Annotated in this window: 13 protein-coding genes and 1 pseudogene; 9 read left to right on the plus strand and 5 right to left on the minus strand. The window is 70.3% G+C overall.

The annotated features are described in order from the left end of the window. The 4 genes and pseudogenes from ABZT49_RS09045 to ABZT49_RS09060 form a co-directional block, all read left to right on the plus strand. A pseudogene (locus tag ABZT49_RS09045) lies at window positions 1-500 on the plus strand (hypothetical protein); the annotation flags it as partial. 229 nt (window positions 501-729) lie between these two features. Continuing rightward, window positions 730-921 carry a hypothetical protein gene (locus tag ABZT49_RS09050; RefSeq protein ID WP_355285506.1) on the plus strand — a complete coding sequence of 64 codons (192 nt, stop codon included), beginning with the start codon at window positions 730-732 and terminating at the stop codon, window positions 919-921. Window positions 922-925: 4 nt separating this feature from the next. Then, on the plus strand, window positions 926-1,387 hold the full coding sequence (locus ABZT49_RS09055; protein ID WP_109972616.1) for a YaiI/YqxD family protein: 462 nt from the start codon (window positions 926-928) through the stop codon (window positions 1,385-1,387). An 80-nt stretch (window positions 1,388-1,467) separates the two neighbouring features. Further along, a complete protein-coding gene (locus ABZT49_RS09060; RefSeq protein WP_355285509.1) occupies window positions 1,468-3,801 on the plus strand; it encodes an FdhF/YdeP family oxidoreductase in 2,334 nt (777 codons plus the stop codon). A gap of 549 nt (window positions 3,802-4,350) precedes the next feature. Here the strand turns inward: ABZT49_RS09060 and ABZT49_RS09065 are convergent. The 5 genes from ABZT49_RS09065 to repA form a co-directional block, all read right to left on the minus strand. Then, on the minus strand, window positions 4,351-4,815 hold the full coding sequence (locus ABZT49_RS09065) for an MgtC/SapB family protein (protein WP_355285511.1): 465 nt from the start codon (window positions 4,813-4,815) through the stop codon (window positions 4,351-4,353). 8 nt (window positions 4,816-4,823) lie between these two features. Then, window positions 4,824-5,048, minus strand: a complete 225-nt coding sequence (locus tag ABZT49_RS09070) for a hypothetical protein (protein ID WP_355285513.1) — start codon at window positions 5,046-5,048, stop codon at window positions 4,824-4,826. Between the two features lie 60 nt (window positions 5,049-5,108). Continuing rightward, window positions 5,109-5,312, minus strand: a complete 204-nt coding sequence (locus ABZT49_RS09075; RefSeq protein WP_355285515.1) for a hypothetical protein — start codon at window positions 5,310-5,312, stop codon at window positions 5,109-5,111. 80 nt (window positions 5,313-5,392) lie between these two features. Beyond that, window positions 5,393-6,388, minus strand: a complete 996-nt coding sequence (repB, locus tag ABZT49_RS09080; RefSeq protein WP_407943472.1) for a plasmid partitioning protein RepB — start codon at window positions 6,386-6,388, stop codon at window positions 5,393-5,395. Window positions 6,389-6,480: 92 nt separating this feature from the next. After that, a complete protein-coding gene (repA, locus tag ABZT49_RS09085; RefSeq protein ID WP_355285519.1) occupies window positions 6,481-7,689 on the minus strand; it encodes a plasmid partitioning protein RepA in 1,209 nt (402 codons plus the stop codon). A gap of 642 nt (window positions 7,690-8,331) precedes the next feature. Between repA and ABZT49_RS09090 the strand changes: the two genes are divergently transcribed. From ABZT49_RS09090 to ABZT49_RS09110, 5 genes are all read left to right on the plus strand, one after another. After that, window positions 8,332-8,586 (plus strand): acyl carrier protein, encoded by a 255-nt coding sequence (locus tag ABZT49_RS09090; RefSeq protein WP_093567728.1) that lies wholly within the window; start codon window positions 8,332-8,334, stop codon window positions 8,584-8,586. A 2-nt stretch (window positions 8,587-8,588) separates the two neighbouring features. Beyond that, on the plus strand, window positions 8,589-9,797 hold the full coding sequence (locus tag ABZT49_RS09095; RefSeq protein WP_355285565.1) for an acyl-CoA dehydrogenase family protein: 1,209 nt from the start codon (window positions 8,589-8,591) through the stop codon (window positions 9,795-9,797). Further along, a complete protein-coding gene (locus ABZT49_RS09100) occupies window positions 9,797-10,759 on the plus strand; it encodes an amino acid--[acyl-carrier-protein] ligase (RefSeq protein WP_355285521.1) in 963 nt (320 codons plus the stop codon). The genes ABZT49_RS09095 and ABZT49_RS09100 overlap by 1 nt, the downstream gene beginning before the upstream one ends. Before the next feature lie 7 nt (window positions 10,760-10,766). Then, complete coding sequence (locus ABZT49_RS09105) at window positions 10,767-11,753, plus strand: DUF1839 family protein (RefSeq protein ID WP_355285523.1); 987 nt, start codon at window positions 10,767-10,769, stop codon at window positions 11,751-11,753. Window positions 11,754-12,061: 308 nt separating this feature from the next. Beyond that, the gene (locus tag ABZT49_RS09110) at window positions 12,062-14,491 is read left to right on the plus strand and encodes a glycosyl hydrolase 2 galactose-binding domain-containing protein (protein ID WP_355285525.1); all 2,430 of its coding nucleotides are present in this window, start codon (window positions 12,062-12,064) and stop codon (window positions 14,489-14,491) included. The last annotated feature ends 103 nt before the right edge of the window (window positions 14,492-14,594 follow it).

A 14,594-nucleotide genomic window follows, 5' to 3' on the forward strand; every position in this document is an offset into this window, starting at 1 on the left:
CGGCGCTGCGGCCGACGCCACCACGTCAGGACAAGCTGCGCCGTGCGCACCAGACAGAACCTGTCGTTTGTGATCAGGCCATTGAGGAGGTGTTCCGCGCCCTCAAGCGCGATGGGCTGGGCCTGGACGAGACCCAGGTGCGGGTACCCGACAAGCTGTTCCGGCTGAGTGCCTTGGCGTTGGGGGCGGCCGTACGGATCCTACAGTTGGTGGATGCGCGCGACGGCAGCCGGCGACCGATGACGGACGTGCTGGACGAGGCCTGTCAGCCCGTCGTCGCAGAGTTGGGCCGGGCGTGCGAGGGCAGCACGGCCCGCCTGCGCAACCCACACCCCGCGGGTAGTCTGAGCTGGCTGGTGTGGATCGTCGCCCGCCATGGCGGCTGGAATGCCCCCAACACGCCACCCGGCCCCAAGGTCGTCGCGCGCGGTTGGGAACGCTTCTCCGCCATGCTCGCTGGAGCCCTGATCGCCCGCGACGCAATTCCGTCAAGGCCGTAGCCCGCAGAGGGGGGAGGGTTCAGGCGTCGAGCCCTCATCAACACACCGTTAACCCTCATCCGCGACCCTGGCCGGGCCGCGCCGGCTGCACGCCGGGGCGGCGAGAGCGGTGGTTCGGCGCGAGCCCCCTTCCAGCAGAGGACCACCACCCTCCCCTCCCCTGCTCGGGTACTCGCCGCGCCGCGCGAAAGCGTGCGATAAGTGCCTCCCCGCCCGCACAAGGATGACAATGCATCTCGTCGTGACCGCCCACACCGCCACCGGCCCGCTCTCGCACCAGCGCACCTCGCCGGAGGACGCCCTGGAGAAGGCGCAGGAACTCGAGGCCGAGGGCCACGACCGCGTTGTCATCACCGACATCACCGGCCGGGACTACGCGCCGCCGGAATTCGACAGCCTCTTCCTCAATCCCGGCACCTGACCCGATGATCACCGTCTACGTCGACGCCGATGCCTGCCCGGTCAAGGACGAGGTCTACCGCGTCGCCGGGCGGCACGGCGCGCACGTCGTGGTGGTGTCGAACAGCTTCATCACGATCCCCCGCGAACCATGGATCGAGCGGGTGATCGTCTCCGACAAGTTCGACGCCGCCGATGACTGGATCGCCGAGAGGGCCGGACCGCAGGCGGTAGTCGTCACCGCCGACGTGCCCCTTGCGAGCCGCTGCGTGAAGGCGGGCGCGAGCGTGCTCGCCCCCACCGGCAAGGCCTTCACCGATTCCTCGGTCGGCATGGCGCTCGCCACCCGCGACCTGATGCAGTCCTTGCGCGAGGCGGGCGCCGTGACCGGCGGCCCGAAGCCGTTCTCGGCCAAGGACCGCTCCGCCTTCCTCGGCGCCCTCGACCGGGCCCTGGTCCGGCTGCGGCGCAACGCGCAGGGCGGCTGAGACCGCTCCTTTCGAACTTACCCAAGCCCTGCGGGTTCCCTGTCCACGGCGGCCTTCGCCCGCCGCAGGGGAGAGCCGGCATGTCGGTCGAGGAGAACACGGTCCATTACGACAGCCCGGCCGGCGGCTGGGGCTCGGTGCGCGGCATCGCCGAGGTGTTCGGCAAGGAATGGGCCACGCCGCTCGCCACCGAGACCCTGTTTCGCCAGAACAAGCCGAAAGGCTTCATGTGCGTGTCCTGCTCCTGGGCGAAGCCGGCGAACTACCATCCCTTCGAGTTCTGCGAGAACGGCGCCAAGGCGACCCTGTGGGAGCTGACCACGCGGCGCTGCACCCCGGACTTCTTCGCCAAGCACACGCTCACCGAGCTGCGCGGCTGGAGCGATTACGACCTGGAGCAGACGGGCCGCCTGACCCATCCCTTGCGCTACGACCGCGCCAGCGACCGCTACGTCCCCTGCGGCTGGGACGAGGCGTTTCGCGAGATCGGTGCGGAACTCCGCCGGCTCGACCCGAAATCGGCGGTGTTCTACTCGTCGGGCCGCGCCAGCCTCGAGACCTCGTATCTCTACGCCCTGTTCGCCCGGCTCTACGGCAACAACAACCTGCCCGATTCCTCCAACATGTGCCACGAGACGACCTCGGTGGCGCTGAAGAAGGTGATCGGCGCCAGCGTCGGCACGGTCGTGTTCGACGATCTGTCGAAATGTGACGCGATATTCTTCTTCGGCCAGAACACCGGCACCAACTCGCCCCGCTTCCTGCACCCGCTGCAGGAGGCCTCGAAGCGGGGGGTGAAGATCATCACCTTCAATCCCGTGCGCGAGCGGGGCCTGGAGAGCTTCACCAACCCGCAGAGCCCGGTCGAGATGCTGACCCGCAAGGCGACGCCGATCAGCACGCAGTACCATCAGGTCCGGCCCGGCGGCGACATCGCGGTGATGCTCGGCCTGTGCAAGCACGTCTTCGCCGCCGACGACGCCGCCAAGGCGAAGGGCACCCGCGTCCTCGACGTCGACTTCATCGCTCAGCACACGACCGGGCTCGACGCCTTCGAGGCGAAGGTCCGGGCGACGTCGTGGGAGGAGATCGAGCGCGAATCCGGGATTGCCCGCGCCGATATCGAGGCGGCGGGACAGGTCTACGTCGAGGCCGAGCGGGTCTGCACCTTCTACGGCATGGGCCTGACGCAGCACGTGCACGGCTTCGAGAACGTCGCGATGGTCGTCAACCTCCTGCTGCTCAGGGGCAATATCGGGCGCGAGGGCACCGGGGTGTCGCCGGTGCGGGGCCATTCCAACGTGCAGGGCCAGCGCACCGTCGGCATCTCGGAGAAGCCGGAGCTGGTGCCCCTCGACCGCTTGGCCGAGCAGTTCGGCTTCACGCCGCCGCGGGAGAAGGGCGTCAACACGATCGAGGCCTGCGAGGGCATCGTCTCGGGCGAGATCAAGAGCTTCATCGGGCTCGGGGGCAACTTCGTGCGGGCAATCCCCGACCAGGACCGGATGGAGAAGGCCTGGACCGGCATGCGCCTCACCGTGCAGGTCGCGACGAAGCTCAACCGCTCGCACCTCGTCAACGGCGAGATCGCCTACTTGCTGCCCTGCCTCGGCCGCACCGAGGAGGACCGGCAGGCGAGCGGCCCGCAGGCGGTGAGCATCGAGGACACATTCAGCTGCATCTACGGCTCGCAAGGCCGCCGCACCCCGGCGAGCGATTTCCTGAAGTCCGAGGTCGCGATCGTGGCAGGGCTCGCCAAGGCGACGCTCGCACCGAATCCGAAGGTTCCTTGGGATTCCTGGGTCGGCGATTACGGCCTGATCCGCGACGAGATCGCCAAGACCTACCGGGAGGAGTTCCACGACTTCAACGAGCGGCTCTGGATTCCCGGTGGCTTCTACCGGGGCAACTCGGCGCGCGAGCGGATCTGGAAGACCGAGAGCGGCAAGGCGGAGTTCACCGCGCCCGAGGTGATGTCCGCCACGGGCTTCGAGGACGCGCCCGGCCGCTACCGGCTGATCACCATGCGGTCGAACGACCAGTTCAACACCACGATCTACGGCTACAGCGACCGCCTGCGCGGGATCGAAGGGACCCGCGACGTGCTTCTGATGAACCCGGAGGAGATCCGCCGGGCGGGCCTCCACGAAGGCCAGGTCGTCTCGCTGGTCAGCGACGCCGGCGACGGGATCACCCGCGAGGTGACGGGCCTCACGGTGACGCCGTTCTCGCTGCCGGACGGGTGCCTGGGGGCCTACTACCCCGAGATGAATCCCTTGGTGGCGCTCTCGCACCACGACATTCAATCGGGGACCCCGGCGGCGAAGTCGGTGCCGGTGCGGATCCGGCCCGAGGCCGGCGGCCCGAAGACGGACCGGCGCGAGCCGACCGGGCACGGGGCGCATCCGATCTGAGAGGCCCCTACCTGACAGGATGGTTTCGCGATTCCGATGGTGCGCGCTCGCCCTTTTCCCGAAGTCGATCGATGCATTCGGGAGAGATGCGCGAACGATATCGGAGCGCGGGATCCCCTCTCTCACACCTTGCAGCGATACCGGGCATGCCCGGTATCGCCTGGAGAGGGGAACGCGTCTCATCTTGCATCGAACAGAACAACGTGCGCGGGGTGAGGAGCGAGCCCGCGCCTTTCCGGTTGAACCGAACCGCCCTCCCCTCCCCCGGGCCACCCGCCGCTTGCGCACGAAAATGCCAGATGCCCGCGAATGACGCACAATTGTGCTTGTGCGGGCGCACATCGCCGGATACCAGTGTGATCACAGACACGAAAAAGGCCGCCCTTGAGAGCGGCCCGAAGTCTGGGGAGGAAGGCCCTCGTTGAGGGCGAGCACCGCCGCGACGCCATCGCGGCGGTGCTCGTATGTTGTCCCATGCCGGCGCAAGCGGCGCAATCCGTCCAAAAGGACGAGACCCTTGAGGCCGAGACCTTTGGGGCACCCCGCCGGTCACTCCTCCTCGCGGCCCGGCAGGCCGAAGCGGTCGAGCAGCCGCAACACGATCAGGATCGTCAGGCCGAACCCCATCGCAACCGCGAGCAGCGTGAATTGCGCCGCCCCGGCGACGATGCCGGCGGAGGCCGAGAACCAGACGCTCGCGGCGGTGGTCAGGTTCTTCACGGTGCGGCGGGCGACGAAGATCGTCCCGGCCGCGATGAAGCCGATGGCCTGCGCCAAACCCTGGATCACCCGCAGCGGATCGGCGTCGCCCCCTTCCTGCCGCACCACCGCGTAGAGGCTGAGTGCCGAAGTGGTGATGACCGCCGCGCTCAAGGCGACGAGAGCGTGGGTACGCAGGCCCGCATCCTTGCCCCGCCACTCCCGCTCGAACCCGAGAATCAAGCCGCACAGGGTGGCGGCGCCGAGGCGTGCGACGATCTCCCCGAGGGTGAAGGCGGTCGCGTCGGGCGGCATGGCACCGGTCAGGTCCCCTGCCCCGAGTCTGGCGGGTCCGGGAACGGCGTCCAATGGGTGAACGCGTCCGGCGCGTAGCCGTAATCGGTGGTGGCGACGTGCCAGGGCCGGCCGTCCCCGAGCCGCCCGGGATCCCAGCGGATCACGGCGCGCCGGTCCGGCTCGTCCCGGTGGATGGCGATGATCCAGCGCCCGTCCTGGGGCGCGCGGTCGATGGGCCGCCAATCAGTCATCGGATGCTCCGCCGCGAGTGCCTGTACGGCAACAACGCACCGGGCCGGCCGCCGTTCGCCTCAGCGAGGCGCAGGCCCCTGCTTCAGGCGCTCGCCAGCCTCGCATTCGCGCAGATACGTCGCGCGACTGTCGCCGGTGATCCCGCTGCTTTCGGCCTTGGCCTCGCAGGTCCGGCGCCCCTCGGCGGGGGCCGGATCGGGTGCGGTCCGGGCGGTCGCGACGACGGGCGCGAGCAGGGCGAGGAGCAGGAGGACGAGGCGCATGGCGGGTCTCGGGGCGGACGGGAGGACTTGTCCGGAGACAGGCCCGGCCGGGTGCTTCGGTTCCCGGCCGGGTACACCCGTCACGGCCGCGCGCGGCCGGAACGGTAGGCGGCCAGGATCTCCGGCAGCCGGTCGAGGACGTAATCGGCCAGTCCCGGCTCCAGGCTCTCGTCAAAGGATAGGGCGACCCGGTCGGGACTGCGCTCGATCCGGGCGATGCCGCGGCCGGCCTCATCGCTCCAGACCTGCGGCGCCGGCCGCTTCGCGGCGGGGGGCGCGAGCGCGGTCAGCACGGCGGCGAAGCGCTCGTTGGTCGGCTTCTCCCGGAAGCCGGGCTCGGCGAGGAGGCCGTCGATCCGGCCGGGCTTGGCCGTCTTGACCCGCTCGGCGAGCAGCATCCAGCGCGGGCGCCCAGCGGCCGGCGCCGGGCCGATCGCCCGCACGATCTCCGCCGGCACCGTGCGCGCCACCGAGATCAGGGTCGAGAGGTCACCCTTGCCGACGCCCATCGCGGCGGTGATCGTGGCCCGGGGAAATCCGTGCTCCTCGAGCCGGAGCGCGAAGAAGGCGCGCTCGATGTAGCTCAGATCCTGCCGCTCCAGGTTCTCCTTGCCTTGCGCCACCACCAGTTCGGCATCGCTGAGTGGGCGCACCACGGCGCGCACCGGCCGCGCGAGACGCCGCGCCGCCTGGATGCGGCGGCGGCCATAGGCGACCTGGTAGCGCTCCGGGTTCTCGGGGTGCGGCCGGACCAGGATCGGCACCTGCTGGCCGCTCTCGCGGATGCTCTCGACCAGGGCCGCGAGGCCTGGATCGTTGGCGTCGGCGACCCGGTCGGCGATGAAGGAATCGTCGATCCGCTCCGGCTCGATCTCGACGACGACGGTGCCGGCCTCGATCTCCGCCGCGGCGTCGGCCCGGGCGGCGAGCCCGCGCAGGGTGCTGCTCATCGCCCGCACTGGGCCGCTGCGGCTGCGCTCCGGAGCCCGGCTGTCCGGGTTACGGACCTCCGGAGAGCCGGCGTTTGCAGCTGCAAACCCGGGCTCGGGCGGCGGGGGGTTTGCAGCTGCAAACACCTCGGTCTCCGGCGCCGGCGGGGCCTCGGGGGCGGGTGCCGGCTTCGGCTGAGGCCGGGCGCCGAACAAAGCGTCGAGGTTCGACTTGCGGCTCATGGCCGACCCCAGGCGCGGCGGATCAGGCCCTCGATCTCGCCGTTGACCGCCTCCAGCGATTCGAGCGCACGGTCGTAGGTCGACCGGGTCACGCTCTCGCGGCCGATCTCGTAGAGGGTCTGCTTCGACAGGCCGGCGTCGGAGACGGCCGACGACTTCAGCATCGGCGCGGTCAGCACCGCGTCCTCGAACAGGGTGCGCAGCATGCCGACGATGCGGGTCTGCGGCGCGTCCTGCTGCTCGTAGCGGGTCACGAGGTAGCGCAGCCAGTCGTATTGCAGCCGCCCGCCGGATTCCGCCACGACGCCGAGCAGGTCCTCGGTCATCGCCAGGAACTGGCTCATCGAGGCGACGTCGAGCATCTGCGGATGCACGGTGATCAGCAGCGAGGTCGCGGCGCAGAGCGCCGAGAGTGTCAGGTAGCCGAGCTGCGGCGGGCAATCGATGACGACGACGTCGTACGACTCGGCCACCGTGTCGATCGCGTGGGCGACCCGGTCGAAGAACAAGGGCTCGCCGGCCCGGCGGCGGCTCAGCGCGCGGGGCGTCTCGTGCTCGAACTCCATCAGCTCAAGATTGGCCGGAACGAGGTCGAGACCGGTGAAGTAGGTCGGGCGCACCACGTCGCGGAGCGGCTTGGCGTCATCGTAGCGGATCGCGCCGTACAGGGTCTCGTCGGCCCCGACATCGAGTTCGGGCTGCACGCCCAGCAGGGCCGAGAGGCTGGCCTGGGGGTCGAGGTCGATGGCGAGCACCCGGTAGCCGCGCAGGACCAGCGACTGGGCGAGATGGGCGGTGGTGGTGGTCTTGCCCGACCCGCCCTTGAAGTTCGCCACCGCCACGACCTGCAGGTGCTCGGCCGCCGAGCGCCGCGGCTGATAGCGCCGGCCGCCCCGGGTATTCTCGTCGAGATAGGCGCGCAGGCCGTGAATGTCGGCCAGCGTGTAGGAGCGGCGCCCGTTGGCCGAGACCTCCGGCTGCGGCCCGAGCCCGTCGGCGGCGAGCTGCTGCAGCCGCGACACCGTCACGCCGATGATCCGGGCGGCCTCGGTCGACGTGAAGCGGCGCAGGCCCTTGGCAGCGGTGGGCGGAAACAGCCCGGAGGAGATCGCCTGCAGCTGCTCGCGGAGCGTCGCCGCGTGGGCGCCGATCATCGCGGCGGGCGCGACCGGTGCAGGGGGTTGCGGCGGCCGGTGCTGATTCATCCTCGCTGGCCCTGTTTGCAGAAAATTCGCCGGTTCGGCGTTGAAACTGCAATTGGCCCGTTTCCCACCCGATTCGCAATCGCCCGACCGGATGCGACGCAAGCCCCGCGCAAGCCAAACGCGCCTGTGACGTGCTTGGGGCCTCCCGCCGATGGGCCGTGCCACCGGCGGGGGAGGGGGGTTCCAGGCGTTGCTTTTCCACCCGGAGCGGCAGCGGCCCCCCCGGACGGGCAGGCGGACTACCTCGAAGTGGGGCAGCGGCGGCCGCTTCATCGCGGGTCCTGCCGGGTCTAGGGTCCGGATCGGCGCCAATCGACAGCCACCGAAACCAGCCCGCTCCACCCCGCCACCGGACGGCGGCACGACGCGAGATCCTAAGCCGCGCGGGGGGGCATCGAGCCCTCTTCCGACGAAATCCGTAAGCTTGACGAAATCCTGTCGCGCCATCGCCCCGGCGGTTTGCCGGCCGTTAAGCTGTTCAGAGTTTAGTGTCTCGCATCCACTCGGCTCCACTCCCCGCCGCCGCAATGGATCAGATCTTTCTCTAAAATAAACATCAGAAAATTTACCAAGCCTTGCGCCCGAGATTGCATCCTCATCTGCCAGATGCGACTCGTGCCTCAGACAGGAAGGTGGTGCCTCATGGTCGAGATCTCTGACATCCGGGACGTGCTGAAGTCGCTCGAAGCACTCAAGAACGTGGTCGATACGCTCTCGGACGACGACGACCTGTTCGAGAAGGGGCTGGATTCGTTCGGCTCGGTGCAGCTGATGCTGGCCCTCGAGGAGCGGTTCGACATCGAGTTCCCCGATTCGGCTCTGGGCCGGCGCTCGTTCTCGACCATCCGCATCATTCGCGACACCGTCGCGGGCCTTCGCCAGCAGGAGGCCGCATGAACATGCACGTCGAGGTCGCGGCGGCTCTGCCCGTCGCGGCACCTCCGGCCGGCGCCCTCGACGCGCGGGCCAAACGGGTGGCGGAGATCGCGGCCCGCCATGCCGACGCGGTCGACCGCGAGGGCCGGTTCCCGGCCGAGGCGGTCGCGGCCCTCAAGGCCGAGCGACTGCTCGGCATCCAGGTCCCGTGCTCCCTGCGAGGGGAGGGGGCCTCGATGAGCGAGATCGCCGAGCTCTGCGCCATCCTCGGGCGCGCCTGCTCGGCCTCCGCGATGGTGTTCGCGATGCACCACATCAAGCTCGCCAGCCTCGTCACCCACGGCGTCGACAGCGCCTGGCATTGCGGCCTGATGGAACGGATCGCCGACGAGCAGTTGCTCATCGCCTCCTCGACCACCGAGGCCGGCATCGGCGGCGACCTGCGCAACAGCCTCTGCGCCGTCGAGGCTGACGGCAACACCTTCCGCCTCACCAAGGAGGCGAGCGTCATCTCCTACGGCGCGCAGGCCGACCTGATCCTCGCCACCGCCCGCCGCCACCCCGAGGCCGCGACCTCCGACCAGGTGCTGGTGGCGTTGCTCGCCGACCAGATCACGCTGGAGCGCACCAGCGTGTGGGACACGCTCGGCATGCGCGGCACCTGCAGCGACGGCTTCCTGCTCAAGGCCGAGGGCCTGCCCCTGGTCCAGGTACTGCAGAAGCCCTTCGCGGAGATCGCCGCGCAATCGATGCTCGCCGCCTCGCACCTGCTCTGGGGCAGTGTGTGGTTCGGCATCGCCACTTACGCTGTCGACCGCGCCCGCGCCTTCGTGCAGGGCGAGGCGCGCAAGAAGCCGGGCCAGGTGCCCCCGGGGGCGCTGCGCCTCGCCGAGGCCGCCAACGCACTCCAGGCGATGAAGAGCACGGTCGTCGCCGGGCTCGAGCGCTACGAGGCCGCCAAGGGCGACCCCGACGCTTTGAGCGCGATCGGCTTCTCGATCATGCTCAACAACGTCAAGACCACGGTCTCGGCCCAAGCCGTCGACATCGTGCAGCGCGCCCTCTCGGTGGTCGGCATCCTCGGCTACAAGAACGGCACCCCGTTCAGCCTCGGCCGGCAGCTGCGCGACGTCCTCTCGGCGCCGCTGATGATCAGCAACGACCGCATCCTCTCCAACACCGCCAACCTCCTGCTGGTGCAGAAGGGCAGCGGCAAGCTCCTGAGCGCGTGATGGACCAGAGCCTCTCCTCCGACCTCCTCCCGGCCCTCGACGACGAGACCGACGCGCCTGCACCGCGCTCGTTCCTCGATCGCCTGTTCGACCGCGGCCTGCTGATCCGCACCGGGGTCGACGGCCTCTACGGCCGCTCCGGCGCCTTCGAGAGCGTGGTCGAGGCCCTCGACCGCCTCGTCTCGCGCATCGGCGGCGGCGACGGCGCCGAGGCCCTGCGCTTCCCGCCCGGCATGGCCCGCTCCAGCTTCGAGCGCAGCGGCTACCTCAAGGGCTTCCCGCATCTCGCCGGCACGGTACACAGCTTCTGCGGCAACGAAGCCGACCACGCGCGTCTGCTCGCCTGCCTCGATGCCGACGAGGACTGGACCGCCAAGCAGGCCGCCACCGACATCGTCCTGACCCCGGCCGCCTGCTACCCGCTCTATCCCGTCGCCGCCGCCCGCGGCCGGCTACCCGAGAACGGGCTGCTGTTCGACCTGCAATCCTACTGCTTCCGGCACGAGCCCTCGCTGGAGCCGACCCGCATGCAGCTGTTCCGCATGCGCGAATACGTCCGCATGGGCACCCCCGAGCAGGTGCTGGCCTTCCGCGAGCTGTGGCTTGCGCGCGGCACCAAGATGATGAGCGACCTCGGCCTGCCGCTCGCCATCGATCCGGCCAACGACCCGTTCTTCGGCCGCGCCGGCAAGATGCTCGCCAACAACCAGCGCGCCCAGGCGCTGAAGTTCGAGCTGAACGTGCCGGTCAACAGCGTCGAGAAGCCGACCGCCTGCCTCAGCTTCAACTACCACCAGGACCATTTCGGCTCGACCTGGGGCATCGACCAGGCCGACGGCTCCGTCGCCCACACCGCCTGCGTCGGCTTCGGGCTGGAGCGGATCACCCTGGCGCTCCTGCGCCATCACGGCCTCGACCTCGACGCCTGGCCGGCGAGCGTCCGCGACCAGCTCTTCGGCTGAGGCGGCGATGTCGGCCGCCCTCGCCCTCTCGATCGATGCGCCGCGGACTGAGACGTCCGCGGCCCTCCATCTCCCACACGCGCTCCACGGCGCCGACCGGACCTGGCCGGAGACGAATTGCTACGTCGATCTCTGGATCGAGCTTCTGCACCTGCGGGGCCTGAACCCTGAGGCGATGCTGGGCTTCACCCTGCGGCAGGATTTCGAGGGCGACCAGTTCACCTTCTTCAAGCCGAAGGCCGCCGATATCGAGGCGCTCTACGGCCTGGAGATCCTGGAGCTGGCGCTCTACGAGACCCTGGAGGGCCACAGCCTGGTCCAGGCGGCGCGGGGCCTGCCGGTGCTCGTCGAGGTCGACGCCTTCTACCTGCCGGACACCGCCGGCACCACCTACGGCCGCGAGGCCTCGAAGACCACGATCGCGATCCTCTCCCTCGACCCGGAGCGGCGCTTCCTCGACTACCTCCACAATGCCGGGCGCTTCCAGCTCGACGGCGCCGATTACGACGGGATCTTCGCGAAGGGTCGGCTCCTGCCCTACGCCGAGTTCGTGAAGCCGTGCGGCCCGGCGCTCACCGGATCCGCGCTGGCGGACGCCGCCCTGGCGCTGCTGCGGCGCCACCGCGCCCACGCTCCCGAGCGCAACCCGGTCACCGCCTTCCGCGAGACCCTGGCGGGGAAGCCCGACGCCTTCGTGCAGCGCCCGCTCTCGGCCTTCCACTCCTACGCCTTCAACACGACCCGCCAGCTCGGGGCCAATTTCGAGCTGTTGGGCAGCCACCTCGCCTGGCTGACGGCGCAAGGGGCGGGGCCGTTCGGCGAGGCGGCGGAGGCAGCAACAAGGCTGGCGCAGGAGGCCAAGGCGTTCCAGTTCCAGCTCGCCCGCGCCTTCGCCCGCGGCAAGCTCGCGGGGCTGCCCGAGCGCCTGGCGGCCGCCGAGGCGACCTACGCGGCGGTGTTCGCAGCGCTCGACCGGGCGCTCGCGGCGGGCTGAGAGCCTGTTTGATCGGCTGCTACGGAGGCGACACCCTCCGCGTCATCCCGGGGCCGCGCAGCGGAACCCGGGATCCATAACCGCTGACGATGCAGGGAGAGGCGGAGCGCGCTCCGACTTTTTCCGAGATCTCGGCGGTTATGGATCCCGGGTTCTCGTCTGCGGCGAATCCCGGGATGACGTGGAGGGACGTCAACCTGTGTGCCAGATCAATCATCGACCTATGAGCCCCATCAAACAGGTTCTCAGGATGGAGCCGTGGATGGGATAGCATCGACCCAATTCCTCACACAGGCACCGACACCAGCATGGCCCTTCTGCGGACCGTCGACCGGACCCTCGACGGTCCGTGGGAGATGATCGTGACCGCCCCCGGCGCCTGCGTCGGTCCCGGCGACCTCGACGGCCTCTCGGGCTTCTTCCCCGCGCCGGTGCCCGGCACCGCCGCGGGCGCGCTGCGCGCCGCCGGCCGATGGTCGGACCGCGAGCCGACGCCGCTGCACGGCTCCGACATCTGGTACCGCACGCCACTCTCAGGAATGGGCCGCGAGATCCTGCGCTTCGAGGGGCTGGCGACGCTCTGCGAGGTCTGGCTCGACGGTCATCTCCTCCTCACCTCGCGCTCGATGTTCCTCGCCCACGAGGTTGCGGTCGACCTCGACGGCCACCACAGGCTCGCGCTCGCCTTCCGCTCGCTGGCGCAGGACCTCGCCCGGCCGCACAAGCGCGGCCGCTGGCGGCCGCAGCTCGCCACACCCGGATCGCTGCGCCACGCTCGCACGACGCTGCTCGGATTCATGCCGGGCTGGTGCCCGAGCGTCGACGCCGTCGGCCCGTACCGGCCGATCACCCGGAGAGGGGAGGGGGGTCGGCCGACCGGGATCGACCTGCGGGCGAGCGTCGAGGACGGGACCGGGATCCTCGACCTCGCCTTGAGCCTGCCCGAGGCCGGCGGCCCCGTGACGCTCTGCTGCGACGGCCGCGAGACCGTGCTGGCCGAGACCGCGCCCGGCCGGTTCGCGGGCCGGCTCGCCCTACCGGACGTCGCCCTGTGGTGGCCGCACAGCCACGGCGAGCCGCGGCTGCACGCCGTCGCGGTCGAAGCCGGGGGCGAGACCTTCGATCTCGGCCGGGTCGGGTTCCGCACCATCACGATACTTCGCCCCTTCGCGGAGGGCCTGAGCCTCGCGGTCAACGGGGTGCCGGTGTTCTGCCGCGGCGCCTGCTGGACTCCGGCCGACCTCGTCGGGCTCCCGGGCGACCGCGCGTCGTACGCCCCGCTGCTCGCGCTCGCCGCCGAGGCCGGCATGACCATGCTGCGGGTCGGCGGCACGATGCTGTACGAGGCGCAAGCCTTTCACGACCTCTGCGACGAGCTCGGCATCCTGGTCTGGCAGGACCTGATGCTGGCGAATTTCGACTATCCGACGGACGATCCGGCCTTCCGGGCGGCGTTGGAGGCCGAGATCGCGCAGTTCCTCGACCGGTGCCAGGCCTCGCCCTCGCTCTGCGTCGTCGGCGGCGGCAGCGAGGTCGAGCAGCAGGCCGCGATGCTCGGCTTTCCCGAATCGGCCTGGCGAGCGCGGGCGGTGGAGGCGATGCTGCAGGAAGGTGTTGCCGCGCGCCGGCCCGACCTCGTCGTGGTGCCGAACTCGCCCTCGGGCGGCGACCTGCCGTTCTCCACGAATGCCGGCGTGACCCATTATTACGGCGTCGGCGCCTATTGCCGGCCGTTCGAGGATGCGCGCCGGGCCGAAGTGCGCTTCGCCTCCGAGTGCCTGGCCTTCGCCAACGTTCCCGACCCCGTCTCCCTGGACGAGGTGGGCCTGAGCGACCCGCGCGATCCCGCCTGGGCCCGAGGCGTCCCGCGAGACCGCGGCGCCGACTGGGATTTCGAGGACGTGCGCGACCACTATGTCGGCGCCCTCTACGGCGTCGATCCGGAAACTTTGCGCCGCGACGATCCGGAGCGCTACCTCACCCTGGGACGGGCTGCCGTCGCCGAGGTGATGGAGGCGACCTTCGCCGAGTGGCGCCGCGCCGGCTCGCTCACCGCCGGCGGCCTGGTCTGGCTCTGGCGCGACCTCGCGCCGGGGGCGGGCTGGGGCGTGGTCGACGTGGCCGGGCGGCCGAAATCGGCCTGGTACGCCCTCAAGCGCGCCTTCCGGCCGGTCCAGGCCCTGCTCTCGGACGAGGGGCTGAACGGCCTCCACGCCCACGTGGTGAACGAGACCGCCGAGGCCCTCGACGTCACCCTGGCGCTCACCTTCGCCACCGCCGCCGGCAAGGTCGCCGCCCGGGCGGAGCGGGCCCTGTCGCTGGCAGCCCGCGAGACGATCACCCTGTCCTCGGCCGCTTTGCTCAGCCGCTTCTTCGACGCGACCGCATCCTACCGCTTCGGCCCGGCGGCGCACGATCTGGCGCATCTGCGGCTCGTCCGCGCCGACGGGATGCTCCTGGCCGAGGCGTTCCATTTCCCGGCCGGCCGGGACGCGACGCCGCGGGAGATCGGTCTCTCGGCCGCCCTGGTGGAGGATCGGGACGACCTCGTGCTGCGGGTGGCGGCGGAGCGGCACGCGCTCGGCGTGCACGTGGCGCTCGACGGTGCGGGGCACCCGACCGACAACTGGTTCCATCTGGCGCCGGGGGGAGAGCGCCACCTCAGGCTCACCGGGACGGCGGGACGGCCGAGCGGGGTGGTGCGGGCGGTGAACGGGAGCGAGGTGGTGCGGTTCTGAGGGGCCACACGATAGTATGACGTCAGTGACTCCCGTGCATCCACTGACCACTCTCCACGTCATCCTGGGGTTCGACGCAGTCGAGAACCCGGGATCCATAACC

It is taken from the genome of Methylobacterium sp. EM32 (assembly GCF_040593685.1).
GTDB lineage: Bacteria > Pseudomonadota > Alphaproteobacteria > Rhizobiales > Beijerinckiaceae > Methylobacterium.

Bases quoted from the DNA above. Each gene is read 5' to 3' on its own strand.
- ABZT49_RS09105 (WP_355285523.1), top strand. From the start codon at position 10,767: ATGTCGGCCGCCCTCGCCCTCTCGATCGATGCGCCGCGGACTGAGACG.
- ABZT49_RS09095 (WP_355285565.1), top strand. From the start codon at position 8,589: ATGCACGTCGAGGTCGCGGCGGCTCTGCCCGTCGCGGCACCTCCGGCC.
- ABZT49_RS09100 (WP_355285521.1), top strand. From the start codon at position 9,797: ATGGACCAGAGCCTCTCCTCCGACCTCCTCCCGGCCCTCGACGACGAG.
- ABZT49_RS09075 (WP_355285515.1), bottom strand. From the start codon at position 5,312: ATGCGCCTCGTCCTCCTGCTCCTCGCCCTGCTCGCGCCCGTCGTCGCG.
- ABZT49_RS09065 (WP_355285511.1), bottom strand. From the start codon at position 4,815: ATGCCGCCCGACGCGACCGCCTTCACCCTCGGGGAGATCGTCGCACGC.
- ABZT49_RS09110 (WP_355285525.1), top strand. From the start codon at position 12,062: ATGGCCCTTCTGCGGACCGTCGACCGGACCCTCGACGGTCCGTGGGAG.
- ABZT49_RS09050 (WP_355285506.1), top strand. From the start codon at position 730: ATGCATCTCGTCGTGACCGCCCACACCGCCACCGGCCCGCTCTCGCAC.
- ABZT49_RS09070 (WP_355285513.1), bottom strand. From the start codon at position 5,048: ATGACTGATTGGCGGCCCATCGACCGCGCGCCCCAGGACGGGCGCTGG.
- ABZT49_RS09090 (WP_093567728.1), top strand. From the start codon at position 8,332: ATGGTCGAGATCTCTGACATCCGGGACGTGCTGAAGTCGCTCGAAGCA.
- ABZT49_RS09055 (WP_109972616.1), top strand. From the start codon at position 926: ATGATCACCGTCTACGTCGACGCCGATGCCTGCCCGGTCAAGGACGAG.
- repA (WP_355285519.1), bottom strand. From the start codon at position 7,689: ATGAATCAGCACCGGCCGCCGCAACCCCCTGCACCGGTCGCGCCCGCC.
- ABZT49_RS09060 (WP_355285509.1), top strand. From the start codon at position 1,468: ATGTCGGTCGAGGAGAACACGGTCCATTACGACAGCCCGGCCGGCGGC.